The organism is Priestia sp. JSM ZJ58 (genome assembly GCF_044383985.1).
Taxonomy (GTDB): Bacteria; Bacillota; Bacilli; order Bacillales; family Bacillaceae_H; genus Priestia; species Priestia zanthoxyli.
Window position 1 is genome coordinate 173461 of record NZ_JBISEM010000001.1, and the last position, 23406, is coordinate 196866.

A 23406-nucleotide genomic window follows, 5' to 3' on the forward strand; every position below is an offset into this window, starting at 1 on the left:
TGCTGAAACATAATTGACAGATACTTGCGGTTTCTTTATTATAAAGATATGAATGAATAATCATTCATATTTTAAAGGAGCGTATAAGATTGAGAAGAAATAAGCCAAAGTATAAGCAGATTATCGATGCAGCTGTAGTAGTAATAGCAGAAAACGGATACCACAATGCTCAGGTTTCTAAAATTGCTAAGCAGGCTGGAGTTGCAGACGGTACGATATATTTATATTTTAAAAACAAAGAAGATGTCTTGATTTCCTTATTTCAAGAGAAGATGGGACAGTTTGTAGAAAAAATTTATGAAGAACTGGCGGGAATTGAAACTGCGGCAGAAAAACTTCACGTATTAATTGACAAGCATTTTTCGTTTCTAGCGGAGGATCATCATTTAGCTACAGTGACACAGCTTGAACTGCGTCAATCGAACAAAGATTTAAGATTGAAAATTAACGATGTATTAAAAGATTATCTGACTCTCATTGATTCTATTTTACAGACAGGAATCGAAACGGGTGAGTTTTCTGAAAATATAGATATTCGTCTTGCGCGACAGATGATTTTTGGAACGATTGATGAAACTGTCACAACATGGGTAATGAACGATCATCGATATGGTCTAATAGAATCGGTAGATAAAGTCCATTCCCTGCTGTTAAACGGCTGCAGCGGCTCATAATCGTAAGTGAGCCTGCTGCTCCCTTGCGAGGGGAGAAGCGCAAGGTAATGAAAATAGAAAGAAAGGGTGGGGGAAACAAATGGAGATTATCCAGGTTGAAACTGTTGATGCAATAAGCTTCATTACGTTGAATAGACAACCTGCTAACGCTTTGTCTCAAGATTTATTAAAAGATCTTTCAAGTGTTTTAAAACATTTAGAAGATAGCAAAGAGACAAGGGTTATCGTCATTAAAGGCGAAGGGAAATTCTTTTGTGCTGGAGCTGATATAAAAGAGTTTACATCACTGCAGCAGGAAAAAGATTACGAGAAACTTGCTGTTAACGGCCAAGAGCTCTTTGAGTATATTGAAAATTACCCAAAACCAGTTATTGCAGCTATTCATGGAGCTGCTTTAGGCGGAGGATTAGAGCTTGCTATGAGCTGCCATATCCGTTTGGTAACAGAAAATGCTAAGCTGGGCTTGCCTGAACTTCAGTTAGGAATTATACCAGGGTTTGGAGGAACTCAGCGATTGCCTCGTTATGTAGGGGTTCATAAGGCTTGTGAGATGATGCTGACAAGTGATCCAATATCGGGCAGCGAGGCAGTGGAGTTAGGATTGGCAAACGCAGCTTTTGAAGAAAGTCAGCTTATCAATGAAACATTTTTACTTGCTAGAAAAATTGCCAAAAAAAGCCCAATCTCTGTTAAAGCTACTTTGCAGCTGCTTCAACATGTAAAAACAGATGCTTATTACAGCGGCATCAAAAAAGAAGCACAATTTTTTGGAAGCGTATTCAAAAGCCGTGATGCTCAAGAAGGCGTAGCCGCTTTTATTGAAAAGCGCCAGCCCAAATTTTTAGGAAAATAAGCTTAGGAGGGGAATTGAATGAATATTTATGTGTTAGTAAAAAGAACGTTCGATACAGAGGAGAAACTTTCACTAAAAAATGGTCAAATTGTTGAAGATGGAGCTGAATTTATTATTAATCCTTACGATGAGTATGCAGTTGAAGAGGCTATTCAGCTAAAGGAAAAGCATGGCGGAGAGATTACGGTCGTGAGTGTAGGAGGGGAAGAATCAGAAAAAGAACTCCGAACAGCTTTGGCTATGGGAGCAGATAAAGCGGTTTTAATCAATACGGAAGATGACATAGAAGATGGCGATCAGTACACGACTTCTAGGCTGCTGGCACAGTACTTAAAAGAGCAATCTCCTGATTTAATCTTAGCAGGAAACGTAGCGATTGACGGAGGTTCAGGCCAGGTGGGACCGCGCGTAGCAGAACAGTTAGAAATCCCTTATATTACAACGATTACAAAGCTGGATATTGAAGGTGAAAAAGTGACGGTTGTACGCGATGTGGAAGGAGATTCGGAAGTTATTGAAACGTCGCTTCCTCTTTTAGTAACAGCTCAGCAGGGACTTAATGAGCCTCGCTATCCATCTCTTCCAGGGATTATGAAAGCGAAGAAGAAACCGTTGGTTGAAGTGGAATTAGACGATTTAGATTTAGATGAAGATGATGTAGAAGCAAAAACAAAGACAATTGAAATTTATTTACCTCCGAAAAAAGACGCGGGGCGCGTATTACAAGGAGATATAAAAGATCAAGTAACAGAGCTGGTCAATTTACTGCATAAGGAAGCAAAAGTCATTTAATAAGTCAAAAGTCAAAACAATGGGGGTATTGTAATGGGACGCAAAGTGTTAGTTCTTGGAGAAGCACGTGATGGGGGATTACGAAACGTATCGTTTGAAGCGATTTCCGCAGCGTCTACTGTAGCTGACGGGGGAGAAATTATTGCAGCGTTAGTAGGAAAGGACGTAAAATCTTTAAGTGAAGAACTTATTGCATACGGAGCAGATAAAGTTGTTGTGACGGAGCACGAAGATTTAGCTGCTTACACATCGGATGGTTACGCTCAGGCATTATTAGCCATCATTGAAAGTGAACAGCCTGAAGCTATCGTATTTGGGCATACGGCTCTTGGCAAAGATCTAGCGCCAAAACTGGCAGCTCGCTTAGACAAAGGACTTATCTCGGATGTGACGGATGTAGAAGTGGGAGGGGATCAAGTAGTCTTCACTCGCCCAATTTATTCTGGTAAAGCATTTGAGAAGAAAATCATGACCGATGCTTTTACGTTTGTCACGATTCGTCCAAATAATATTTCACCGCTTGCAAAAGATGAGGGGCGTACAGGTGATGTAGAGGATTTAAATGTTGAAATCAAAAACCTGCGTACTGTTGTAAAAGAAGTCGTACGCAAAGCAACGCAAGGGGTTGATTTGTCCGAAGCAAAAGTCGTGATTGCAGGTGGTCGAGGTGTAAAAAGCACGGAAGGTTTTGGACCTCTCCAAGAACTAGCGGACGTGTTAAATGGAGCTGTTGGAGCGTCTCGCGGAGCGTGCGATGCAGATTACTGCGACTATTCTCTTCAAATCGGTCAGACGGGCAAAGTAGTCACACCAGATTTATACATTGCCTGCGGAATTTCAGGTGCTATTCAGCATTTGGCAGGTATGTCAAATTCAAAAATTATTGTTGCAATCAATAAAGATCCTGAAGCGAATATTTTTAAAGTAGCTGACTACGGAATCGTTGGAGATTTATTTGAAGTAGTGCCTCTGCTAACGGAAGAATTTAAAAAGCTGAAAGTACAGTCTGCGTAAGATTCTCGGACAAAAGTATTTGAGACGAAGTGAAGAACGAACCGTTGATCAAGATTTTTGATTAGTGGTTCGTTTTTTTGTTAGGGTAAACGCAGGGTAGGTCTTTCTAGCAGGTGATTGGAGGGCAAGGCGAAGACTCCTGCTAGAAAAGCGAAGTCTTGCATGGAAATCAACTGCGGTGTCGCAAGCGGTTCAACCCATGTATACTATTTGTTCGTCTTTGGATTCATTTAGTCAGGTCTCAGCCTCATGGGAAACGAAATTTTCTACGCATATTTTTAGGCAAATTGTACAAACTAGAGCGGAGAATAAACAGTATAAATGTAAGCAAAAAGTTAGCAAACCTTATTTGAAGGTGATATACTGTGAGTAGAATTTGGATATTGCATATATTTAGGAGGAATTAAAATGGCTATTGCACATGCTACAGATAAAAACTTTACAGATGAAATTAAATCAGGCCTAGTGCTTGTTGACTTTTGGGCACCATGGTGTGGCCCTTGTAAAATGATTGCTCCAGTTCTTGAAGAAATTGATGGCGAACTTAACGATAAAGTTAAAATCGTAAAAGTAGACGTTGATGAAAATCAAGAAACAGCTGGAAAATTTGGTGTTATGAGTATCCCAACTTTAGTATTATTCAAAGATGGAGAGAAAGTTGATCAAGTAGTTGGTTTCCAACCAAAAGAAGCATTAACAGAATTAATTAATAAACACGCGTAAGTCAAAACCTAGCTCAGGCTAGGTTTTTTTCTTTTTCTCCACTTTTTCTCTTTTGGGAATACTTTTATTTAGCGAATATGCGTTCGTTTGTTTTATACTAGATGTAAGGAACACCGCCATAAATCCAGCTTATGTACATGTATTAAGACAGGAAAGAATGTAGGTTACGCTTCATAAGCGATTGTATAGATGGACAGAGTAAGAGAAGAGGAAGGAGAAAAGTATGAACGATTATTTAAAAGAAAAGCTGGCTATTTTACCGGATCAGCCCGGCTGTTACTTGATGAAAGATAAATATGGAACGGTCATTTACGTAGGAAAAGCAAAAGTATTAAAAAATCGAGTACGTTCCTACTTTACCGGATCTCATGACGGAAAGACGCTTCGACTTGTAAACGACATTGTCGACTTTGAATATATCGTCACATCTTCTAATTTAGAAGCGCTTATTTTAGAAATGAATTTAATTAAAAAGCATGACCCAAAATACAATATTATGCTTAAAGATGATAAGGGCTATCCGTTTATTAAGATTACAGCTGAAAAACAGCCCCGACTTGTTATTACAAGAAAAATAAAAAAAGATAAAGGGAAATACTTCGGTCCTTATCCTAATGTTCAAGCAGCAAATGAAACAAAGCGGCTTCTTGATCGCATTTATCCGTTAAGAAAGTGCTCCACTATGCCAGATAGGCCTTGTTTGTATTACCATATCGGGCAATGTCTAGCTCCTTGCGTAAAAGAGGTAAAAGAAGAGCAAAACAAACAAATTATTGAAAATATCACGCGGTTTTTAAATGGTGGATATGAGCATGTCAAAACAGAGTTAACTGAAAAAATGTTAAAAGCTTCAGAAGAACTTGACTTTGAACGGGCTAAAGAATACCGAGATCAAATTGCTCATATCGAAGCGACAATGGAAAAGCAAAAAGTAACGTTTAATGATTTTGTTAATCGAGATGTGTTTGGCTATTCTTACGATAAAGGCTGGATGTGTGTTCAAGTTTTCTTTATTCGCCAAGGGAAATTAATTGAGCGAGAAGTTTCTATGTTTCCTTTTTATAAAGAGCCAGAAGAAGATTTCTTAACTTTTATCGGTCAGTTTTATGCCAAAAATATTAAGCCAAAAGAAGTGATGGTTCCAGCAACGATTGATGCAGAGTTAGCTGAGAAGTTAGTAGAAGTAGAGGTTCAGCATCCAAAGCGAGGCAAAAAGAAAGAATTAGTAGAACTTGCGTGTAAAAATGCAAAAATTGCGCTCGGTGAAAAATTCTATTTAATTGAACGAGATGAAGAGCGTACAGTTGGCGCAGTTGAACGGTTAGGAGAAGAGCTTGGAATTGCCGCTCCTTATCGGATTGAAGCATTTGATAACTCAAATATTCAAGGAACAGACCCAGTTTCTGCGATGATTGTTTTTGTTGATGGGAAACCGGAAAAGAAAGAATATCGCAAATATAAAATTAAGACGGTAAAGGGACCAGATGATTACAGTTCCATGAGGGAAGTCGTTCGCAGACGGTATTCCAGAGCATTAAAAGAAGGTCTTCCGCTTCCGGATTTAATTGTTGTAGATGGAGGCAAAGGGCATTTAGCTGCAGTACAGGACGTTCTCGAAAATGAATTGGGACTTTTAGTGCCTACAGCAGGTCTTGTCAAAGATGATAAGCACAGAACCTCCAATCTGATGATTGGTGAGCCTCCTCAAATCATACCGCTTGAACGCAATAGTCAAGAATTTTATTTGCTTCAGCGAATTCAAGATGAAGTTCACCGCTTTGCGATTACCTTCCACCGTCAAGTGCGCTCTAAGTCCGCTTTTCAGTCAGTTCTGGACGACATTCCGGGAGTGGGAGAAAAGCGTAAAAAAGCTTTGTTAAAGCATTTTGGTTCGGTGAAAAAATTGAAAGAAGCAACGATTGAAGATATTCGAAATTCAGGTGTTCCTCAGAACATTGCTGAAAAAATTTATGAAACATTGCAAAAATAGTCTTGAAATAATAGAAAATATTTGATAAGCTATTAACTAATTTCATACGACACTTCATCAAATGAAGTGAAGATAGAGGTGCAAATTTAATCAGTACGCATCAGGAAGGGTATGAGCCCTTATGAACGATGCGGAAAGGGAAATTTGCCGAAGTGAACATTACCTCATAGTAATGATTGCTGGTTCTGCGTTGAATAAACGTAGGATTGTCAAGATGTAGATTCTTGGAGAGCTATCTCACGGCAGTGGACGGTTATGTTTTATAATTTTCGTTCGTTAAGCAATGAGAGCTCATCTCATTGCTTTTTTTATTGTCTGAGTAAAAAAATTTAGCTTCTCATCATCCTGCATATGCAAATTTATTGAAAAGGAATGAACAAAATTATGGCATTAATCGTTCAAAAATTTGGTGGAACATCTGTTGGTTCTGTTGAACGTATTCAACATGTAGCAAACCGTGTTATTCAAGAAGCAGAGCGCGGTAACCAAGTAGTAGTTGTTGTATCGGCAATGGGCAAAACCACAGATGCACTGGTGAAATTAGCAAGTGATATTACGGACAGTCCAAGTAAACGCGAAATGGATATGCTTCTTACAACTGGAGAACAAGTAACGATTTCCCTGTTAACAATGGCTCTTCAATTCAAAGGTCATGAAGCCACTTCGCTAACAGGTTGGCAAGCTGGTATCCAGACAGAAGCAGTTCACAGCAATGCACGAATCCAGCACATTGACACGACTCGTATTCAAAGCCAATTAGATAGAGGTCGAATCGTAGTAGTAGCTGGATTCCAAGGCTGTTCAGAAGATGGAAGCATTACAACATTAGGTCGAGGCGGCTCTGACACGACGGCAGTAGCTCTTGCCGCGGCACTAAAAGCTGCAAAATGTGATATTTATACAGACGTAACAGGAGTGTTTACGACGGATCCGCGCTACGTAGAAGATGCTCGTAAACTTCATTCTATTTCATATGACGAAATGTTAGAATTAGCCAATTTAGGAGCAGGGGTGCTGCATCCGCGCGCTGTTGAGTTTGCAAAAAATTATCAGGTACCGCTAGAAGTGCGTTCAAGCTTAGAAAACGAGAATGGAACGATTGTTGAGGAGGAAGTTTCAATGGAACAAAACTTAGTCGTAAGAGGAATTGCGTTTGAAGATAATATTTCACGGGTGACAATTGAAGGGTTAAACAACGAGTTACAAACTCTTTCTACTATTTTTACAGCATTAGCAAAAGAACAGTTAAACGTGGATATTATTATTCAAAACGTAACGGCTAATAATCGCCTCTCTATCTCATTTTCTATTAAAACTGTAGACGTAGAAGCTGCTCTTGCCGTCTTAAAAGAGTATAAATCTACTTTGGGGTATACGCGTATTGAACATGAAAGCGGTCTGGCTAAAGTATCGATTGTGGGATCTGGCATGATTTCTAATCCAGGTGTTGCAGCCGAAATGTTTGAAGTGCTGGCAGGAGAGAAAATTGAAGTGAAGATGGTCAGCACGTCTGAAATTAAAGTATCTACAGTTGTACCGCATGCTGATATGGTAAAAGCTGTTGAGACGCTTCACGTAGCATTTGAATTAGAAGAGCAGCAGGCAGTGCAAGTATAAAGAAGAGAAAAAAGACGTGGTATCTCCACGTCTTTTATATATACGTATTTCTTACTTTTTATAACGCTCCGCACGGGTTTCGGTAGGTAAGATATCTTTTCGGTCCCACTGCACGGAAATCAGCACTTTTCCGTTCTTTTCTTTAGGTGTTAAGTAGGCTTCTGTTAGGCAGTTGTTTTGACGCTGAATCTGTTCAGCCACAAATCCTGACTCAAGATGAAATGAACAAGTTTCCTGCTGAAATCTTTTGCTGACCACATCACCTGATAACTCAAGCTCTAGTGAATATTTATCTTTTTTGGCAAGCGTCAGTGTTCCCCAGGAAGCTGCTTTAAAAAAAGCGACGATTTCATCCATTGTATTTAATGGATATTTACGCGCAAGGTGTTTTCCTGCCCAGTATGAGATGGTATTCGTTTCGTCTCCAAGAAGCTCTGGAATCAACACGTCACGCAAAAGACTGTATCCAAAATATGGAACGTGATCAAGAGCTCTCTCTGTTTCAGCTGCGGCATTAGGTTCTAATGTTTCCATCGTCTCTTCAAGTTCTTGCTGTGATTCTGTTTGTAAATTGCTCATGCTTTCCCCTCTTTCTTTACTACTATTATATACAAATCTAAAAAACCTCTCACGCATTTTTTTAATAAAATGTAAGAGGATCTTTATTATGGTAAAAAGAGTTAGATGTAAAGATAAAAAATCCATAAAATTACTTTTAAAAGGGTACTTTTACCTGTGTAAATGTTTTGTGAACTTGTTTACAATAAAAGTATAAAGTAAACGCTTACTTAACTGTGGCAAGCGATATTATAATAGAAAGAAAAAATCTTTAACATCAATGTAGTAAGCGTTAACAAATATAAAATTTTATAAATTTATATTTTATAGAAGATTTAAACATCTTGCCTTGACGCTCTTAATCGATGGGAGTAAAATTAACCTGTCACATACTTTATTAGGAAATGCAAAGGTTTTCATTTCCTGTATTCACGATTAATCTATTTGTCTAGTGGGAGTAAGAAAGTTCTTCACAAACTATGTTCATTTAACTAAGGGGGGTCTACGCAGATGGCGGCAAACAGAGAGTTTCAATATCGGAGAATCCATTCACTACTTGGAGTAATACCAATCGGGATTTTCTTAACACAGCATTTAGTTGTGAATCATTTCGCGACAAAGGGAGAAGAATCATTTAATCAAGCAGCTCACTTCATGGAGAGCTTACCTTTCCGCTATGCTCTAGAAATTTTCATTATTTTCTTACCAATCGTTTTTCACGCAATATACGGTCTTTACATCGCATTCACTGCTAAAACAAACGTTAACAACTATGGATTTTTCCGTAACTGGATGTTTATCCTTCAGCGTGTTTCAGGTGTAATCACACTTATCTTCATCACATGGCACGTATGGGAAACCAGAATACAAGCTGCGCTTGGAAAAGAAGTAGATTTTCAAATGATGGAACGAATTTTAAGCAACCCAGCAATGTTTGCATTCTACATAGTTGGTGTTGTATCTACGATCTTCCACTTTGCAAACGGTCTATGGTCATTTGGAGTTAGCTGGGGGTTAACTGTAACACCACGTTCTCAAAGAATTTCAACTTATGTGACATTAGCAATCTTCTTAGCACTTACATTCGTAGGTGTTCGTACATTATTCGCATTTGCATAAAATTAAGGTTTTGAAGGAGTGGGGTTCCGATGAGTAACGGAAAAATCATCGTAGTCGGTGGCGGTTTAGCTGGCTTGATGGCAACAATAAAAATTGCTGAGTCTGGCAAGCAAGTAGATTTATTTTCACTAGTTCCGGTAAAAAGATCTCACTCAGTTTGCGCGCAAGGTGGAATCAACGGAGCCGTAAATACGAAAGGTGAAGGAGATTCACCATGGGAACACTTTGATGACACAGTGTATGGCGGAGACTTTTTAGCCAACCAGCCACCTGTAAAAGCAATGTGTGAAGCAGCTCCTGGTATTATTCACTTACTTGACCGTATGGGTGTTATGTTTAACCGTACTCCTGAGGGTTTGTTAGACTTCAGACGATTTGGCGGAACGCAGCATCACCGTACGGCTTTTGCTGGAGCAACAACGGGTCAACAGTTATTGTACGCATTAGATGAGCAGGTTCGTCGCTATGAAGTTGCCGGACTTGTGACAAAGTACGAAGGATGGGAATTCTTAGGTGCTGTTCTTGATGATGAGCGCAGCTGTCGCGGAATTTCTGCACAGAATTTAAAATCAATGGAAATTAAAACGTTCCCAGCTGATGCGGTTATTATGGCTACAGGTGGACCTGGTATTGTCTTTGGAAAATCGACGAACTCAGTTATTAATACAGGTTCAGCGGCATCTATCGTGTATCAGCAAGGTGCATACTATTCAAACGGAGAGTTTATTCAAATTCATCCAACTGCTATCCCGGGAGATGATAAGCTTCGTCTTATGAGTGAATCTGCTCGTGGAGAAGGCGGACGCGTTTGGACATATAAAGACGGTAAACCTTGGTATTTCTTAGAAGAAAAATATCCGGCATACGGTAACTTAGTACCTCGTGATATTGCAACTCGTGAAATTTTTGACGTCTGCGTAGCGCAGAAGTTAGGAATTAACGGAGAGAACATGGTTTATCTGGACCTTTCACATAAAGATCCAAAAGAGCTAGACATTAAACTTGGAGGTATCATCGAAATCTATGAAAAATTCATGGGCGATGATCCGCGCAAAGTACCAATGAAGATTTTCCCAGCCGTACACTATTCAATGGGCGGTTTATGGGTGGATTACGATCAAATGACAAATATCCCTGGCTTGTTCGCAGCTGGTGAGTGTGATTATTCGCAGCACGGAGCGAACCGTTTAGGAGCAAACTCATTATTGTCAGCTATTTATGGCGGTATGGTTGCTGGTCCTAAAGCCGTTGAATACATCAATGGTTTAGAAAAGAGCGCAGATGCTATTTCTTCAAGCGTATATGATCGTCATGTGAAAGAAGAAGAAGAGAAATGGAACAATATCATGAATCTTCAAGGTACAGAAAATGCATACGTTCTTCATAAAGAGCTAGGGGAATGGATGACTGACAACGTGACAGTCGTACGATACAATGACAAACTGTTAAAAACAGATGAAAAGATTCAAGAATTAATTGAACGCTATGATCGTATTAACATTAATGACACGGCTAAATGGAGTAATCAAGCGGCAACATTTACTCGTCAGCTTCAAAACATGCTCCAGCTTTCACGTGTTGTAACGCTTGGAGCTTACAACCGTAACGAAAGTCGCGGTGCTCATTATAAGCCGGATTTCCCAGATCGTAACGATGAAGAATTCTTAAAAACAACAATGGCATCTTTCGTTGATAAGAAAACGGCTCCTTCTTTCCATTATGAAGAGGTAGACGTATCGTTAATCAAACCGCGTAAGCGCGACTACACAAAGAAAAAAGATGAAAAACCAAAAAAACAACAAGAGGGGGTTCGTTAATCAATGAGTGAACAACAAACAGTCCAAAAGACAGTGCGCTTCATTATTACACGTCAAGATTCAGCTGAATCTGCTCCTTACAATCAGGAGTTTGAAATTCCGTATCGTCCGAATATGAACGTTATTTCAGCACTGATGGAAATCAGACGTAACCCTGTTGATGCTTCAGGTAAAGAGGTTGCTCCGATAAACTGGGAAATGAACTGTTTAGAGGAAGTATGTGGAGCCTGTTCAATGGTTATCAACGGTAAACCTCGTCAGTCATGTACAGCTCTTGTTGATAAACTAGAACAGCCGATTCGCTTGCAGCCAATGAAAACATTCCCTGTTGTTCGTGACTTGCAGGTAGACCGCAGCCGTATGTTTGATTCACTGAAAAAAGTAAAAGCCTGGGTTCCGATCGATGGCACATACGATTTAGGACCAGGACCGCGTATGCCTGAAAAGAAACGTCAGTGGGCGTATGAGTTATCCAAGTGTATGACATGCGGCGTTTGCTTAGAAGCTTGTCCAAACGTAAACGACAAGTCAAACTTCATCGGTCCAGCACCGCTTTCTCAAGTTCGCTTGTTTAATGCCCATCCAACCGGTGCGTTAAATAAAGGAGAACGTTTAGAGACGATTATGGGTGATGGAGGGCTAGCGAACTGCGGGAACTCTCAAAACTGCGTTCAATCATGTCCAAAAGGAATTCCATTGACTACTTCAATCGCAGCTTTGAACCGCGACACAACAATTCAAGCATTCAGAAGTTTCTTTGGTAGCGATCAAGTATAACCACTCAAAACCTCTCCACGTGGAGAGGTTTTATTTTGTCTATGACGAACGGAGGAAATACAGATGAATAATATTTCGTATATTGAAGACATGGATCACTGGAAAGAGTCATTTTCGTTTAAGCAGAAAATCAAGGTAAGATTTTCGGAAACAGATATGTTTGGGCACTTAAATAATACGGTTCCTTTTGTTTATTTTGAACAAATACGTACGGAATTCTTTCACCATATTGGCTTTATGCAAAAGTGGACGAGTGAGTATGAGGGAACGATACCGGTGGTGGCTGATTTGCAGTGCGACTATGTCAAACAAGTGTATTTTGGCAACGTGCTAGCTGTTTTTGTAAAGGCCCATAAAATCGGACGTTCTTCGGTTGATTTACACTATATGATTCAAAATGAGCAAGGAGAGGTTGTACTCACGGGGAGAGGAACAATGGTGCAAATTTCTAAAGAAACAGGAAAAAGCGTGCCTTGGAATGAAGAGATGAAAAGGTGTTTATCGACTATATAAAAATGGCTTGAAGGCTCTTTCTTCAGGCTTTTTTTCTTTTTCAAAGGTAAAAAAGAGTTTTTTGCATATTTTTTCTAAAACTAGTAACCGCGTAGGCATACCGCACATAAGATATGTTGACTAAATTTACACCCATCCGATAGTTCAACTCAGGATCAGGCAAGGAGGGTTACATTGAAAGAAAAAGAGTTTCAACCTAAACCGCTACTTACAAAGCGTGAACGAGAAGTATTCGAGCTTTTAGTACAGGACAAAACAACAAAAGAAATCGCGAGTGAACTATTCATTAGCGAAAAAACAGTTCGAAATCATATTTCTAATGCGATGCAAAAGCTTGGAGTCAAGGGGCGTTCTCAAGCAGTCGTAGAACTCCTTCGAATGGGAGAACTTGAACTATAACATGAGCTGGCTTTCTTTTTAGAAAGCCAGCTTTTTGTATATTTTTTTAAGTATCGCATATGTATCTAAAAAGAATATCATTAAGAAAATATTATAAAAAAGGTAAATCTTTATAAAAGAAACTTATTGCTTGAAATTGAATTTCAGAGTACGTATACTTTTAAGTAAGGAGATACTACTTCAAAAGAAAGAGAGGTGAGATGATGAAAAATGTATGGTTAGGGGTATTATTATGCATGATATTCTGCTTGCCTTTTGCGAGTTTGCCAGATAAATTTATTGATAATGACTTTGAAAAAGTAAAGGTCACAAAAAGTTCGGTACAGCATTACACGGATATCGTGCACATGTCTCCAGGAGCTAAGCACAGCGTCAAACAAATAGGATCTCTAATACAAAGTGTGATAGTAACTTTTGCTTTAGTATGGGTGAGTACCAAGCTCATCATTCCGACGCATCAAATTGCGTATTTTTTCCTCAAGAAAACACTTTTTTATCCAAAAATCTTTCAATCAAGTTACCTCAATTAAATAAAAAAGGTTGAAATTTCAGCAGCCTTTTCTTCAAACCTAAAATTACCTACTATTCTTAGGCTTATTTGTCATGGGGATTTTCTATACAAATAATGCAATGAAAATTTAATATTCTTCTTAAAAACTTTATAGGAGTGATCATTCAATGATGATTAAAGAAACGGAATTACCAGGAATCGGCCGTAAATTTGAAATTGAGACAAGCGGAGGAAACCGTGTGGTCGTTATTATTCATGATGATGGACGACGCGAAATCTACCACTTCGATCAAAAAGATTTAGAAGAAAGCATTTTTGACATTACGTTAACAGATACGGAATCAAGACAGCTAGCTGCAATTTTAGGCGGCATGATTTACAAGCCAAAAGCAATGGAAACCATTGAAGTGGCATTCAATGACTTAGTGATTGAATGGTACAAAGTTGAAAAACAGGCCAAAGCTCACAGTAAAACAATTGGCGAAATTGACGTTCGCAGCAACTATGATGTCACAATCATCGCTGTCATTAAAAACACGCAAAAAAAATTATCCACCCCAGGACCAGATACGTTAATTGAAGAAGGAGATACGCTTGTCATCTCTGGTGAAAGAGGAAATTTAAAAACGCTCATTAAAGAATTGCTTTCACAAGGAGGTAGTTCATAATTGGATCATTTAGTATTTGAAGTTGGGACAGCTTTGTTACTAGTCGCTTTAGCGGCTATACTAGCACATAAATTTAAATTTACGATTATTCCATTCCTCATTCTGCTGGGCATGGCGGTTGGTCCCCATGCTCCTGAGTTTGGCTCATTCAGTTTAAAGTTTATTGAAAGCCAAGAGATTATTGAATTTATGGGGAGAATTGGAGTTCTCTTTTTACTCTTTTATTTAGGGTTAGAATTTTCAGTTGGAAAGTTAATTAAATCAGGTAAGTCCATCGCGGTGGGAGGATCTATTTATATTTTAATTAACTTTACCTTAGGATTATTGTATGGATACCTGACAGGAAATCCTCTTCTTGAAGTGCTGATTATCGCTGGAATTATTACGATTTCGTCCAGCGCAATTGTCGCAAAAGTATTGGTTGATTTAAAACGAACGGCAAATCCAGAAACGGAATTGATATTAGGGATCATCATGTTTGAAGATATTTTCTTAGCGGTTTATCTTTCTGTCGTTTCAGGGTTGGTGCTTGGAGACCACGGATCGCTTGCTGGATCTTTAACATCTATTTTAATTGCGTTTGGCTATATGATGCTGTTCTTTATCATTGCTCGAAAAGCTACGCCTCTACTAAATAAACTTTTAAATATTTCATCGAATGAAATCTTTATAATCGTCGTTTTTGCGGTATTGTTTTTTGTGGCAGGCTTCTCAGAAACAATTCACGTGGCAGAAGCAATTGGAGCATTATTGCTTGGGCTTGTATTTTCTGAAACAGAACATCGCGATCGGATTGAACATCTTGTCGTACCGTTTCGTGATTTCTTTGGAGCCATCTTTTTCTTCAGCTTCGGATTAAGTATTGATCCTCTCACGCTCTGGGATGCAGGCTGGCTTGCCCTTGGAGCAGTTGCGCTTACGATTATTGGTAACTTTACAGCCGGTATGATTTCAGGAAGAAAAAGCGGGCTGTCACACAAGGCTTCTACCAATATTGGATTAACAATCATGTCACGAGGTGAGTTTTCAATCATTATGGCTAACATCGGAATTGAAGGAGGATTATCGGCCATCCTTCAGCCATTCGCTGCGCTTTATGTATTGATTTTAGCTATTATTGGTCCTTTGTTAACGAAGGAGTCTAAGCATATATACGGATTTTTAAACTCAATATTTAAATGGAAAAAACCAAATCCTCAAGAATCTAATGGATAAAATATATAAAACACAGTTGACAAATCGGATTAATATGATAAAATTCAAAATAATCCAATAACAAATCAGTTAACTATAGCAACGGGCTGATCGGTCAACCGAAAGCTCCTACCTTTTTTAGGTAGGAGCTTTTATGTTTTTAGGTGAAATAGCTTTTGATTTAAAAATTCAAGGAGGAGGAATTGCTGTGAGTGTCGTGATTCAATCGGTTAACCGCTCATTTCAAAAAGGAGAACAAGTAACTCAAGCATTGCGAAATGTAAATCTTACGATTAATAAAGGTGAATTTATTACCATTATTGGTCCGAGCGGATGCGGAAAAAGTACGCTGCTTAAAATGATCGCTGGACTTGATATAGATTATGAAGGGCGCATTGAAATCAACGGGAAGCACATAGCCGGACCTAGCATTAAACAAGGAATGATCTTTCAAGAACACCGCTTGTTCCCGTGGCTTAATGTGGAGCAAAATATAGCGGCTGACTTATCGCTGAAAGATTCGAAAGTTCGGCGCCGCGTAGATGAGCTAATTGATATTGTCAGGCTGAAAGGATTTGAAAAAGCTTATCCTCGAGAACTATCTGGGGGGATGTCTCAACGAGTTGCGATTGCGCGTGCTCTTTTAAGAAATCCCGAGGTTTTATTGTTAGATGAACCGTTTGGTGCGTTGGATGCTTTTACTCGCACTCATCTGCAAGATGTGCTGTTAGACATATGGAAAAAAGAAAAAACAACCATGATTTTTGTTACCCACGATTTAGATGAATCCATTTACTTAGGAACTAAAATTGTGATTATGAGTGCCAGACCAGGAGAAATTAGTCGGGTTGTTCCAGTAGAAATTAGTCATCCGCGAAAAAAGACAGAACTACCTTTTCAGCAGCTAAGGCAGCAAGTGCTGAAAGAATTTGAAGAAGCAGGAGAACATTAAAGATTCAATCAGACAGAGAAGGAGACAGAACAGATGAAAAAGCTACTTTTAACTGCAGCTATTGTACTTGTTCTCGCATTGGCTGGGTGCGGGACGAAAGAAAAAGCGAGCGGCGAAGATTCGAAAAACGTTACGATCAATATTGGCATTCAACAAAGCCTAGGACCTTTAATGCTGGCACAAAACCAAAAATGGTTTGAAAAAGAATTTAAAAAAATAGGTGTAAACGTTAAATGGACAGAGTTTCAAAGCGGTCCTCCGCAATTTGAAGGGTTAGCATCTGGACACTTGGATTTCGGCCAAGTTGGAAACTCACCGGTTATTTCTGGTCAAGGGGCAGATATTCCATTTTTAGAAATTGCTAATTCGAGCGACGGATTAAAAGGAAATGCTATTTTAGTAGGAAAAAACAGCAAGATTAAAAGCGTAAAAGATTTAAAAGGTAAAAAGATTGCGGTTGCGAAAGGCAGCAGCGGTTTTAACTTATTGTACAGAGCTCTTGATCAAAATGGGTTGAAGCCAAGTGACGTAAAGATTATTCAGCTTCAGCCAGACGAAGCTCAGCCAGCATTTGAAAATGGGTCAGTGGATGCATGGTCAATTTGGGAACCGTTTATCTCCCTGCAAAACTTAAAAAATGAAGCTCGTATTTTAGCAGACGGCGATTCGTTAAAGGTTGCTTCACCAGGCTTTACTATTGTAAGAGAAGGCTTTGCAAAAGATCATCCAGAGTTAGTCGTTAAGTTTTTACAAGTTTATCAAAAAGCACTTGAATGGCAAAACGAACATTTTGAAGAATCTGTGGATATTCTAGCAAAACAAAAAAATCTAGATAAAGATGTAGTAAGACAAGTGTTAAAAAATAATCCTGCCTATAATCGCCCAACCTCTAAAGAAATTATTGCAGAACAACAGCGAACAGCTGATTTTCAACAATCTTTAGGCGTTATTAAAAAGAAAATTGATACAGGAGATGTCGTTGATAATTCATTTATTGAAAAAGCATTAAAAGAAAAATGAGGTGATGAAAATGAGTAAAACATCCGTGGTTTCAGGACATGTCCAGTCTTCAGCAGCTCACTTGCAACAAGTGAAAAAAAGAAAGGAAGAAGCGAAAAATAAGCAGGGAATTTTCCTTCGTTCTCTCGTCGTGCCAATTTTGCTTATCGTCGTGTGGCAAATCATTGGTTCTGCGGGCTATGTATCTAAAACCGTTCTTCCTACACCTGTTGATATTGTACTTTCTTTCAAACAGCTCATCGTATCGGGAGAACTCGGAGCTAATCTTCAAATCAGTATTTTACGTGCTGCCATAGGTTTTGCCGTTGGAGCTGGTCTAGGTTTACTATTTGGTGTTATTGTCGGTTTCTCAAAGAAAACGGAGCACTATATGGATCCATCCATTCAAATGCTTAGAACTGTTCCTCACCTTGCCTTGGCTCCTTTATTTATCTTATGGTTTGGCTTTGGGGAAATTTCAAAGATATTGCTAATTGCAAACGGTGCGTTTTTCCCAATCTATGTTAATACGTATTTAGGCATTCGCGGCGTTGATTCGAAATTATTTGATGTTGCGCGTGTTCTGCAATTTAGTAAATGGAAACAAATCACGAAACTCATTTTACCAGCCGCTCTTCCTAATATTTTACTTGGTGTCCGATTGTCTTTAGGTATTGCATGGCTCGGACTGGTAGTAGCTGAATTAATGGGAGCAAGTGAAGGTGTAGGATATATGATTATGGATGCTAGGCAGTTTTCTCAAACAGATGTAGTTTTTGTCGGAATTATCATTTTTGCTGTTGTAGGCAAATTAACTGATTCATTTGTCCGAGTATTAGAAAAGCGTCTTCTTAAATGGAGAGACAGCTACGCAGGTGAAAAATAAAAGAAGGATTTATATACTTATTAATCCTTGTAAATCTATCAGTTTTATAAGTTAAAAGGAGAGATGATAATGAGTCAGTTTACAATTATTACGGGAAGCCCTTCAAAACAATCAAGGTCAGCTGCTTTAAGTGAGTATATTGCAGCATATCTGCAAAATGAAAAACATGAAGTAAAAACCGTGCATGTCCGCGATCTACCAGCTGAAGACTTACTATATGCTAACTTTTCTAGCCCTGCGATTCAAGAAGCTCAAAAGAAAGTGGCAGATGCTGATGCCGTTATTATTGTCAGCCCAATCTATAAAGCTAGCTACACAGGAATCTTAAAAACATTTTTAGATTTAATACCTGAAAAAGGTTTGCACAATAAAACCGTGCTGCCGATAGCTACAGGGGGAACCATTGCTCATCTACTGGCTCTTGATTATGTATTTAAGCCGACATTATCCGTTTTAGGAGCTACTGCTCTTATTCATGGAGTTTATATTGTTGATTCTGAGGTGGCCTATACGAAAGAAAATGAAATTGAGTTTATTGCGGAAGAAGCAGAAGCGAGAATTAAACGTTCATTAAAAGAGCTTGAATATCATCTAGAACAAACGAAAAGGAGTGTTGAATCATGAAAATGTTATGGTTTATTCCTTCCCATGGAGATGGAAGATATCTAGGGACAAATCGAGGAGGTCGTTCAGCAGACTATTCATATTTTCGGCAAGTTGCTCAAGCAGCTGACCGGTTAGGATTTGAAGGAGTTCTGATTCCAACGGGGAAATCATGCGAAGACCCGTGGCTATTGGCTGCTTCACTTATACCTGAAACAGAGCGTTTGAAATTTTTAGTAGCTGTACGTCCGGGCATTATGGCTCCTTCCGTGGCAGCGCGCATGACTTCGACTCTTGATCGAATTTCAAACGGTCGTTTACTAGTTAACGTAGTAGCAGGAGGAGATCCAGCAGAATTAGCCGGAGACGGCCTTTTCTTATCACATGATGAACGTTATGAAGCTGCGGATGAATTTTTAGATGTGTGGAAAGGGTTATTGGCTGGAGATACGGTTAATTATGAAGGAAAACATATTCATGTAGAGAACAGTGAGCTGTTGTATCCACCTGTTCAAAAACCTTCTCCACCTATTTATTTTGGCGGATCTTCACCCGCAGGACAAAAAGTTGCAGCAAAACATTCTGACGTGTATTTAACGTGGGGAGAGCCTCCTGAACAAGTAAGAGAAAAAATAACGGCTGTGAGAAAGCAAGCAGAAGCAGAAGGCAGAACCGTTAAGTTTGGGATTCGTTTGCATATTATTGTACGGGAAACGGAAGAAGAAGCTTGGGAAGCAGCCGATCGATTAATTCAGCATTTGGACGACGACACAATTCAAGCTGCACAGCGTACTTTTGCAAGGTATGACTCAGTTGGGCAGCAGCGAATGGCGAGCCTTCATAGAGGAACCCGAGAGGAACTTACGATTAGCCCTAACTTATGGGCAGGTGTGGGGCTCGTCCGGGGAGGTGCAGGAACTGCCCTGGTAGGCAGTGCTGAAAATATAGCGAAACGAATAAAAGAATATGAAGCTTTAGGAATTGAATCTTTTATTTTATCAGGCTATCCGCATTTAGAAGAAGCTTATCACGTAGGAGAGTTATTGTTCCCGCTTTTAAATATTGATGAGGGTGAAGGAAAGAGTGAAAGCATCGGTGAGATTATTGCAAACGATAGGTTTCCAAAAGCTTCAACCTCGTAAAAGAAGAACCGGTGAATTTTTCACCGGTTCTTCTTTTACATTCATCTCAGCCGAGAGACGAGTCCGTTAAATTGTTGGTTTTGGTTTTTCAGGTGCAGCTTGTTTATCTTTTCGACTTTCTTGAATATATACTTTAAAGAGAAAAATATTTAAACAGCCCAGTGTGAGGAATAACGGTGCAAAATAATATTCTTGAGACATAAGTAGGACGAAAACGCTTCCAAAACAGAACAGAGAACTAAACATAAAGTAAAACTGTAAGAATCTTCTCATTTTAGTCGCCTCCTATTCTTTTTCTTCTTACACTTATTATATCAAATACTTTCCAAAAAAGACACAAAATATTCACAAAATGTTCAATTTTTTTCTTATTTACCTATTGATTTTTTTGTCGATATGTAAATTAAGTGGGTTGTAATACCAATTAATTCCTGGGTGTAACTTTCTGATGGAAAGTTTATGTAAAATTTTATATGATAGAAATGGTATTGAAAAAAGGGGGAAAATCATCATGAGACGAATTGGGTGGCTATTTTTTACTATGGCAATTCTCTTACTCATAACTGCCGGTTGCTCAAATGATCAACAGAAAGCACAGAATCGATTTGATAAATATGTAGCCATGTGGAATAAAGAAGATTTTGAAGGTATGTATGGATACTTGTCTAAAGATGCTAAAAAGACGATTTCAGAAAAAGACTTTGTAAATCGATATAAAAATATCTATGATGCAATTGAAGCGGACAAGCTTAAAGTGAAGGCAAGTAAAATAGAAGACTTAGAAATAAAAGACCATAAAGCTGTTTTACCTTTTGAAGTAAACATGAACTCTGTAGCCGGTGAAATCTCATTTAAAGAAAATGCTGCTGTGGTTCAAGAAAAACAAGGGGATACAGAGAATTGGTATATTAATTGGAAGCCTAATATGATTTTTAAAGGACTTGAGCAAGGAGAGCAAGTAAGAGTAGCTACTCAGTCAGCTGTGCGTGGAGAAATTATGGATCGTTCAGGGAAATATTTAGCTCAAAACGGAGAAGCGATTCAAGTTGGAGTTGTTCCCCAGCAGTTTTCTAAAGGCGGCGAGCAAGCGATACGACAATTAAGCAAGACTCTTGCTCTTTCGGAAAAAAGTATTAATCAAGCACTGAGCGCTTCTTGGGTGAAAGAGAATCAATTTGTTCCTATTAAAACAGTTAGTCAAAAAGACGCCTCTAATTTAGAGAATTCTTTGAAAAAAGTAGAAGGCATTCAACAAAAAAAGGTAAATGCGCGCGTATATCCTTGTGAAGAAGCGTGTGCTCATTTAGTTGGATACGTTGCGCCTGTCACAGCGGAATATTTAAAAGAGCATAAAGATGAAGGTTATAATGCTCAGTCTAAAGCTGGAATGATTGGCTTAGAGTCTTTGTATGAAGATAAGCTTCGTGCTCGAGACGGCGTCACGATTTATACTGTAGATAAAGATGATAATAAAAAGAATGAAATTGCAAAAGTGAATCCAAAAGACGGGGAAAGCATTCAGGTTACGGTAGACACGAATGTTCAAAAATCCCTTTATGAACAGTTAAAAGATGAAAAAGGAGTAGCTACTGCTCTTCAACCTAAAACGGGAGAAATATTAGGTCTTGTAAGCACGCCAGCTTTTGATCCGAATTCTTTTTCTTTTGGAATCGATGCTAATACGTATCAATCCCTTTCAACGAATCCTAATAAGCCGTTAATGAATCGTTTTACCAAAACGTATTCTCCGGGATCTACATTTAAGTTAGTCACCGGAGCTTTAGCGGTTGATGAAGACGTGCTAAATCCAAATGAAAGTATATCAATCAGCGGGAAGAAATGGCAGAAAGATAAAAGCTGGGGAAATTTCTACGTAACACGAGTGGGCAGCAAACCGAATGTTAATTTACGTGATGCTTATGTTACATCTGATAATATTTATTTTGCGCAGACTGCTTTGAAGCTAGGTTTAGACAAATTTAACAGTGGTTTAAAACAGTTTGGGTTTAATCAAAAATTGCCTGTTAATTATCCTTTTGAAACGTCTAAAATTGCAGGTGATCAAGATATTAAAGATGAGGGAGTATTAGCAAACTCTGGCTATGGCCAGGGGAAACTGCAAGTGAATCCTCTCCACTTGGCATTGATGTATACATCGATTGTAAACGATGGAAATATAGTAAAGCCTATTCTTATGAACGGTGATGAGAGTGGAATATGGAAAAAACAAGTAATATCTAAAGAAACGGCGCAATTAATTCAAAATGATTTAGTTGATGTCATTGAAGATAAAAACGGTACGGGTCATGCAGCAAAGATAGATGGGTTAACCTTGGCTGGAAAAACGGGAACAGCAGAGCTAAAGAAAACTCAAGGTGAAAAAGGGCAGGAAAACGGATGGTTTGTAGCTGTGGACACAAAACAGAAAAACTTACTCGTTTCAATGATGGTTGAAGGGGTAGAGGATAAAGGCGGAAGTCATTACGTCGTGCCGAAAGTAAAAAATGTATTTCAGCAATATAATAAGTAAATAATAAAAGCCAGTTCTAAAAGAGCTGGCTTTTATTATTTACACAAGGGGAGTAATGTTAAGTTTTTGTAAATCCCAATTTTATACAAACTCTGAAAACCCTTATTTTAAAAGGAATCAACGTATTATTGTTAATGTATTGTAAAGAAGCCTAAAAAAATGTGTTTGAAAAGTTATTGACAATTAACAATAATAGGAGTAATTTTTGACTTGGCGTAAAAAAATGAATCGCATAACCTATAGGTGAAAGAACCACATTTTGGGACTTTTGCTCTGGTAAACGTTTGTTTTTTTAGAATTTTTTGATACACAAGAGAGGTGGTTTCTCTCGTTATAGTAATGAACAGCTAGGTTTTATCCATTACTTTAAATGAAAAAAGAAACTAGAACACATATAAAAAGATAGAGAGAAAAAACGAGTGGTAAAGTTTCGATAAATTGGATGGAGGATTGCAACGTGATCAAAAGAAAAAAAGACAAGTTTTCTGAAATGTTAATGGACATTGCCCAAAATATTAAGGACTCAGCGGAGTTTTTAGGCAGCTTTGAACTTCAAAATGTATCTGACCTAAAGGAATTTGCCAACGTTTTAAAAGCGTATGAATCAAAAGGTGATAAATACGTGCATACAGTGATTACTGAGTTGAACAAAGCATTTATTACTCCAATTGAGCGTGAAGATATTTTACAGCTAGCGATGAGCATGGATGATGTACTTGATGGCATCGATAGCTTTGCTGCTTTAATGGAAATTCATTCAATTACGACATTTGATGAATATGTAGCTGAATTTGTTAAAAATATTCAAGGCTGTGCTGAAGAAATTTTAATTACTATTAATTTGTTGTCTGAGAAAAAGCTTCTTCAAATTAGTGAGCATGCAATTAAAATTAAAGAGTATGAGTCACATTGTGATACATTATATCGTCGTGCACTAAAACAATTATTTGCAACATGTAAAGATCCAATTAAAGTTATTCAATATAAAGAAATTTATGAAACGCTAGAAGAAATCGCGGATTATTGTCAAACGGTTGCGAACAACTTAGAATCAGTTATTATGAAGAATGCGTAA

24 protein-coding genes and 1 riboswitch are annotated in these 23406 nt (G+C 38.4%); of the genes, 22 read left to right on the plus strand and 2 right to left on the minus strand.

Going from position 1 to position 23406, the window contains the following annotated elements:
• Positions 1–89: 89 nt before the first annotated feature.
• The 7 genes from ACH6EI_RS00850 (at position 90) to ACH6EI_RS00880 (ending at position 7663) form a co-directional block, all read left to right on the plus strand.
• The gene (locus ACH6EI_RS00850; protein ID WP_013059408.1) at positions 90–674 is read left to right on the plus strand and encodes a fatty acid metabolism transcriptional regulator FadR; all 585 of its coding nucleotides are present in this window, start codon (positions 90–92) and stop codon (positions 672–674) included.
• 79 nt (positions 675–753) lie between these two features.
• Positions 754–1527, plus strand: coding sequence for an enoyl-CoA hydratase (locus ACH6EI_RS00855; RefSeq protein WP_028411759.1), 774 nt, complete (start codon positions 754–756; stop codon positions 1525–1527).
• Between the two features lie 18 nt (positions 1528–1545).
• Positions 1546–2319, plus strand: coding sequence for an electron transfer flavoprotein subunit beta/FixA family protein (locus tag ACH6EI_RS00860; RefSeq protein WP_016765685.1), 774 nt, complete (start codon positions 1546–1548; stop codon positions 2317–2319).
• Positions 2320–2352: 33 nt separating this feature from the next.
• Entirely contained in the window at positions 2353–3333 is a 981-nt protein-coding gene (locus tag ACH6EI_RS00865; protein WP_033579632.1) for an electron transfer flavoprotein subunit alpha/FixB family protein, read from the plus strand.
• Between the two features lie 408 nt (positions 3334–3741).
• Positions 3742–4056 carry a thioredoxin gene (trxA, locus tag ACH6EI_RS00870; protein ID WP_013059404.1) on the plus strand — a complete coding sequence of 105 codons (315 nt, stop codon included), beginning with the start codon at positions 3742–3744 and terminating at the stop codon, positions 4054–4056.
• 223 nt (positions 4057–4279) lie between these two features.
• Positions 4280–6046 (plus strand): excinuclease ABC subunit UvrC, encoded by a 1767-nt coding sequence (uvrC, locus tag ACH6EI_RS00875; RefSeq protein ID WP_028411757.1) that lies wholly within the window; start codon positions 4280–4282, stop codon positions 6044–6046.
• Between the two features lie 65 nt (positions 6047–6111).
• Positions 6112–6289, plus strand: a riboswitch (Lysine riboswitch).
• 141 nt (positions 6290–6430) lie between these two features.
• Positions 6431–7663, plus strand: coding sequence for an aspartate kinase (locus ACH6EI_RS00880; RefSeq protein WP_028411756.1), 1233 nt, complete (start codon positions 6431–6433; stop codon positions 7661–7663).
• A 51-nt stretch (positions 7664–7714) separates the two neighbouring features.
• Here ACH6EI_RS00880 and ACH6EI_RS00885 read toward each other — a convergent pair whose 3' ends face one another.
• Entirely contained in the window at positions 7715–8242 is a 528-nt protein-coding gene (locus tag ACH6EI_RS00885) for a YslB family protein (protein WP_028411755.1), read from the minus strand.
• 489 nt (positions 8243–8731) lie between these two features.
• Here ACH6EI_RS00885 and ACH6EI_RS00890 point away from each other — a divergent pair, with 489 nt between their 5' ends.
• The 13 genes from ACH6EI_RS00890 (at position 8732) to ssuD (ending at position 19801) form a co-directional block, all read left to right on the plus strand.
• Positions 8732–9340, plus strand: coding sequence for a succinate dehydrogenase cytochrome b558 subunit (locus tag ACH6EI_RS00890; protein WP_028411754.1), 609 nt, complete (start codon positions 8732–8734; stop codon positions 9338–9340).
• Positions 9341–9369: 29 nt separating this feature from the next.
• Positions 9370–11157 (plus strand): succinate dehydrogenase flavoprotein subunit, encoded by a 1788-nt coding sequence (sdhA, locus tag ACH6EI_RS00895; RefSeq protein ID WP_013059399.1) that lies wholly within the window; start codon positions 9370–9372, stop codon positions 11155–11157.
• A 3-nt stretch (positions 11158–11160) separates the two neighbouring features.
• A complete protein-coding gene (gene sdhB, locus ACH6EI_RS00900) occupies positions 11161–11934 on the plus strand; it encodes a succinate dehydrogenase iron-sulfur subunit (RefSeq protein WP_013059398.1) in 774 nt (257 codons plus the stop codon).
• A 63-nt stretch (positions 11935–11997) separates the two neighbouring features.
• Positions 11998–12447, plus strand: a complete 450-nt coding sequence (locus ACH6EI_RS00905; protein ID WP_028411753.1) for an acyl-CoA thioesterase — start codon at positions 11998–12000, stop codon at positions 12445–12447.
• Between the two features lie 174 nt (positions 12448–12621).
• On the plus strand, positions 12622–12846 hold the full coding sequence (gene gerE, locus ACH6EI_RS00910) for a spore germination transcription factor GerE (RefSeq protein WP_013059396.1): 225 nt from the start codon (positions 12622–12624) through the stop codon (positions 12844–12846).
• 203 nt (positions 12847–13049) lie between these two features.
• Positions 13050–13376, plus strand: a complete 327-nt coding sequence (locus ACH6EI_RS00915; RefSeq protein ID WP_028411752.1) for a hypothetical protein — start codon at positions 13050–13052, stop codon at positions 13374–13376.
• Between the two features lie 148 nt (positions 13377–13524).
• The gene (locus tag ACH6EI_RS00920) at positions 13525–14025 is read left to right on the plus strand and encodes a cation:proton antiporter regulatory subunit (protein WP_013085158.1); all 501 of its coding nucleotides are present in this window, start codon (positions 13525–13527) and stop codon (positions 14023–14025) included.
• Positions 14026–15240: a cation:proton antiporter gene (locus ACH6EI_RS00925; protein WP_028411751.1), complete on the plus strand. Its 1215-nt coding sequence runs from the start codon at positions 14026–14028 to the stop codon at positions 15238–15240.
• Positions 15241–15373: 133 nt separating this feature from the next.
• Positions 15374–16171, plus strand: a complete 798-nt coding sequence (locus ACH6EI_RS00930; protein WP_098626993.1) for an ABC transporter ATP-binding protein — start codon at positions 15374–15376, stop codon at positions 16169–16171.
• A gap of 33 nt (positions 16172–16204) precedes the next feature.
• A complete protein-coding gene (locus tag ACH6EI_RS00935; RefSeq protein ID WP_028411749.1) occupies positions 16205–17191 on the plus strand; it encodes an aliphatic sulfonate ABC transporter substrate-binding protein in 987 nt (328 codons plus the stop codon).
• Between the two features lie 10 nt (positions 17192–17201).
• On the plus strand, positions 17202–18056 hold the full coding sequence (locus ACH6EI_RS00940; RefSeq protein ID WP_028411748.1) for an ABC transporter permease: 855 nt from the start codon (positions 17202–17204) through the stop codon (positions 18054–18056).
• Positions 18057–18125: 69 nt separating this feature from the next.
• Entirely contained in the window at positions 18126–18680 is a 555-nt protein-coding gene (gene ssuE / locus ACH6EI_RS00945) for an NADPH-dependent FMN reductase (protein ID WP_028411747.1), read from the plus strand.
• Positions 18677–19801, plus strand: coding sequence for an FMNH2-dependent alkanesulfonate monooxygenase (gene ssuD / locus ACH6EI_RS00950; RefSeq protein ID WP_033579638.1), 1125 nt, complete (start codon positions 18677–18679; stop codon positions 19799–19801). The genes ssuE and ssuD overlap by 4 nt, the downstream gene beginning before the upstream one ends.
• A gap of 66 nt (positions 19802–19867) precedes the next feature.
• Here the strand turns inward: ssuD and ACH6EI_RS00955 are convergent, their stop codons facing one another.
• Positions 19868–20074 carry a hypothetical protein gene (locus ACH6EI_RS00955; protein WP_013059387.1) on the minus strand — a complete coding sequence of 69 codons (207 nt, stop codon included), beginning with the start codon at positions 20072–20074 and terminating at the stop codon, positions 19868–19870.
• A 238-nt stretch (positions 20075–20312) separates the two neighbouring features.
• Between ACH6EI_RS00955 and ACH6EI_RS00960 the strand changes: the two genes are divergently transcribed.
• Positions 20313–22331: a penicillin-binding transpeptidase domain-containing protein gene (locus tag ACH6EI_RS00960; RefSeq protein WP_108674322.1), complete on the plus strand. Its 2019-nt coding sequence runs from the start codon at positions 20313–20315 to the stop codon at positions 22329–22331.
• Between the two features lie 442 nt (positions 22332–22773).
• Positions 22774–23406 (plus strand): DUF47 domain-containing protein, encoded by a 633-nt coding sequence (locus ACH6EI_RS00965; RefSeq protein WP_029711160.1) that lies wholly within the window; start codon positions 22774–22776, stop codon positions 23404–23406.

Bases quoted from the DNA above. Each gene is read 5' to 3' on its own strand.
- ACH6EI_RS00885 (WP_028411755.1), bottom strand. From the start codon at position 8,242: ATGAGCAATTTACAAACAGAATCACAGCAAGAACTTGAAGAGACGATG.
- ACH6EI_RS00860 (WP_016765685.1), top strand. From the start codon at position 1,546: ATGAATATTTATGTGTTAGTAAAAAGAACGTTCGATACAGAGGAGAAA.
- ACH6EI_RS00920 (WP_013085158.1), top strand. From the start codon at position 13,525: ATGATGATTAAAGAAACGGAATTACCAGGAATCGGCCGTAAATTTGAA.
- sdhA (WP_013059399.1), top strand. From the start codon at position 9,370: ATGAGTAACGGAAAAATCATCGTAGTCGGTGGCGGTTTAGCTGGCTTG.
- sdhB (WP_013059398.1), top strand. From the start codon at position 11,161: ATGAGTGAACAACAAACAGTCCAAAAGACAGTGCGCTTCATTATTACA.
- ssuD (WP_033579638.1), top strand. From the start codon at position 18,677: ATGAAAATGTTATGGTTTATTCCTTCCCATGGAGATGGAAGATATCTA.
- ACH6EI_RS00930 (WP_098626993.1), top strand. From the start codon at position 15,374: ATGTTTTTAGGTGAAATAGCTTTTGATTTAAAAATTCAAGGAGGAGGA.
- ACH6EI_RS00915 (WP_028411752.1), top strand. From the start codon at position 13,050: ATGAAAAATGTATGGTTAGGGGTATTATTATGCATGATATTCTGCTTG.
- ssuE (WP_028411747.1), top strand. From the start codon at position 18,126: ATGAGTCAGTTTACAATTATTACGGGAAGCCCTTCAAAACAATCAAGG.
- ACH6EI_RS00965 (WP_029711160.1), top strand. From the start codon at position 22,774: ATGGAGGATTGCAACGTGATCAAAAGAAAAAAAGACAAGTTTTCTGAA.
- ACH6EI_RS00865 (WP_033579632.1), top strand. From the start codon at position 2,353: ATGGGACGCAAAGTGTTAGTTCTTGGAGAAGCACGTGATGGGGGATTA.
- ACH6EI_RS00955 (WP_013059387.1), bottom strand. From the start codon at position 20,074: ATGAGAAGATTCTTACAGTTTTACTTTATGTTTAGTTCTCTGTTCTGT.
- ACH6EI_RS00940 (WP_028411748.1), top strand. From the start codon at position 17,202: ATGAGTAAAACATCCGTGGTTTCAGGACATGTCCAGTCTTCAGCAGCT.
- ACH6EI_RS00855 (WP_028411759.1), top strand. From the start codon at position 754: ATGGAGATTATCCAGGTTGAAACTGTTGATGCAATAAGCTTCATTACG.
- ACH6EI_RS00890 (WP_028411754.1), top strand. From the start codon at position 8,732: ATGGCGGCAAACAGAGAGTTTCAATATCGGAGAATCCATTCACTACTT.
- ACH6EI_RS00935 (WP_028411749.1), top strand. From the start codon at position 16,205: ATGAAAAAGCTACTTTTAACTGCAGCTATTGTACTTGTTCTCGCATTG.
- trxA (WP_013059404.1), top strand. From the start codon at position 3,742: ATGGCTATTGCACATGCTACAGATAAAAACTTTACAGATGAAATTAAA.
- uvrC (WP_028411757.1), top strand. From the start codon at position 4,280: ATGAACGATTATTTAAAAGAAAAGCTGGCTATTTTACCGGATCAGCCC.
- ACH6EI_RS00905 (WP_028411753.1), top strand. From the start codon at position 11,998: ATGAATAATATTTCGTATATTGAAGACATGGATCACTGGAAAGAGTCA.
- ACH6EI_RS00960 (WP_108674322.1), top strand. From the start codon at position 20,313: ATGAGACGAATTGGGTGGCTATTTTTTACTATGGCAATTCTCTTACTC.
- ACH6EI_RS00880 (WP_028411756.1), top strand. From the start codon at position 6,431: ATGGCATTAATCGTTCAAAAATTTGGTGGAACATCTGTTGGTTCTGTT.